The sequence below is a fragment of the Photorhabdus hindustanensis genome (assembly GCF_002968995.1).
Classification (GTDB): domain Bacteria; phylum Pseudomonadota; class Gammaproteobacteria; order Enterobacterales; family Enterobacteriaceae; genus Photorhabdus; species Photorhabdus akhurstii.
The window spans coordinates 1-1,729 of sequence record NZ_PUWT01000185.1 but is presented as its reverse complement, the minus strand read 5'-3'; the positions used below and the strand labels follow the sequence as shown (position 1 = coordinate 1,729).

General features: G+C 46.0%; 2 protein-coding genes and 2 pseudogenes. All 4 read right to left on the bottom strand.

What is annotated here, in order from left to right; genetic code table 11:
- Window positions 1–438: pseudogene (locus C6H66_RS25185) on the bottom strand (hemolysin BL-binding protein); the annotation flags it as partial.
- Between the two features lie 210 nt (window positions 439–648).
- A complete protein-coding gene (imm45, locus tag C6H66_RS25180; RefSeq protein WP_236637435.1) occupies window positions 649–981 on the bottom strand; it encodes an Imm45 family immunity protein in 333 nt (110 codons plus the stop codon).
- Between the two features lies 1 nt (window position 982).
- On the bottom strand, window positions 983–1,222 hold the full coding sequence (locus C6H66_RS25175; protein ID WP_105397065.1) for a colicin E3/pyocin S6 family cytotoxin: 240 nt from the start codon (window positions 1,220–1,222) through the stop codon (window positions 983–985).
- A gap of 110 nt (window positions 1,223–1,332) precedes the next feature.
- Window positions 1,333–1,729: pseudogene (locus C6H66_RS25170) on the bottom strand (hemolysin BL-binding protein); the annotation flags it as partial.

The following is a 1,729-nucleotide window of genomic DNA, read 5'->3' as shown; positions in this document are numbered from 1 at the left end:
CGCCGCAATTCCCGTCTGCCCCATAATCTTCACGATTTCCTGGGTGGTTTCTTCTGAGCCGCCGGTGACTTGGGCACGATGGAGCACCAAATTCCGTGATGCGTCAATATTTGACATCGCACCGCGTAAATCTGCACATTCCCGCACTTCTGCCGGCGTAAGGGAATCCAGCCCCTGCATTCTGGCTTTTTCCTGAATTTCGCCTATCCGGGCACTGTAGTCACCTTGCAATGCCCGCAGCTCTTTGGCAACGGCAACGCACTGGTCAGCGCCTGAACACGTTGCTATCCGCTCCTGAACTTTGTCATATTCCTGCCGATATTTATCCCTGACAGTCGCACGACAACTGGTATCACCCTGACAATTAACCAGTTCCTCACTGCGCGATTGATTCTTCTCCACACTTAGGTGGTTATTGTCCACAACAACGCATTCCATTGCAAAGTTGACCGATGGACACTGAATTTTCCAATGTAATCAGTCTGTTACAATCAATTCCTCCCGGTACGGTTTGATGACCGGCCCATAACGCCCCGACGCGACTTTTTAGCCTGTAAGCCACTTTGCTCCGACTTAGTCAACTACACCTTAAATGGTCAGATGGTTGTCCAACATTTACAGTGTAGTTCACGAAGCCAAGGTTTATATTCAGGCAACTGGAGTTGCTATATATCGTTCGAGTACATAGACGTCACTGACATCACATTCTGGGTAAATCCATTTTGCCCAGTTATCTATAATCCATTGGGTGCTTAATCCCCTTGTTTCAATTAAACTACATTCCGCTGGTAGTTTTACCAATATCAACCCAGCCTTATGTCCAGAAGTGACAATCAATCCATAAGGGCGTTCAGTATTTGATAAATCAACTACCATAAAATCTACAAATTCCTCATAAGGCCATTGTGCTGGTAAGCGAAAAACATTTCCGTGCCTTAAAACATGATCCTGAATATCTATTAACTTCATTATATTTTCCATACTATTTAACCTTTAAATCATGGCTACCTGACTTATCAATACTGTTATCTATGGGCCTCATCCCCATATCAACCTCACCTTGATGTTTACCTGTCTTGGGATGTACTTGTTCGAAACGGCCATGTTGAGTATCCAATGCATAAAGATAACCATCTTTCCCTTTATAAACATCCCGATTATTTAGTTTAGTTAACCGATTATCTTTAATCATTCCATTTGATGAAATAACTTGGGCTGCCATTTGCTTGACTTGAGCTACACGTTCTCCTGGAGGGAGATTGTGTAAACTCTCTTCGAAGTGATTGACTTGTTGTCCATTAGGAAGTTTATCGGTATTTCCACTCTTTTCTTTTACTCCTTCGCGCCAACCTTACTAATTCCACCGGCTACTCCCGCAGACGCAGCAATCCCAGTCTGCCCCATAATCTTCACGATTTCTTGGGTCGTTTCTTCTGAGCCGCCGGTGACTTGGGCACGATGGAGCACCAAATTCCGTGATGCGTCAATATTTGACATCGCACCGCGTAAATCTGCCCATTCCCGCACTTCTGCCGGTGTGAGGGAATCCAGCCCCTGCATTCTGGCTTTTTCCTGAATTTCGCCTATCCGGGCACTGTAGTCACCTTGCAATGCCCGCAGCTCTTTGGCAACGGCAACGCACTGGTCAGCGCCTGAACACGTTGCTATCCGCTCCTGAACTTTGTCATATTCCTGCCGATATTTATCCCTGACGGCAGAACGGCAACTG

Excerpts from the sequence above, each read along its gene's own strand:
- imm45 (WP_236637435.1), bottom strand. The coding sequence starts at position 981 with ATGGAAAATATAATGAAGTTAATAGATATTCAGGATCATGTTTTAAGG.
- C6H66_RS25175 (WP_105397065.1), bottom strand. The coding sequence starts at position 1,222 with ATGGCAGCCCAAGTTATTTCATCAAATGGAATGATTAAAGATAATCGG.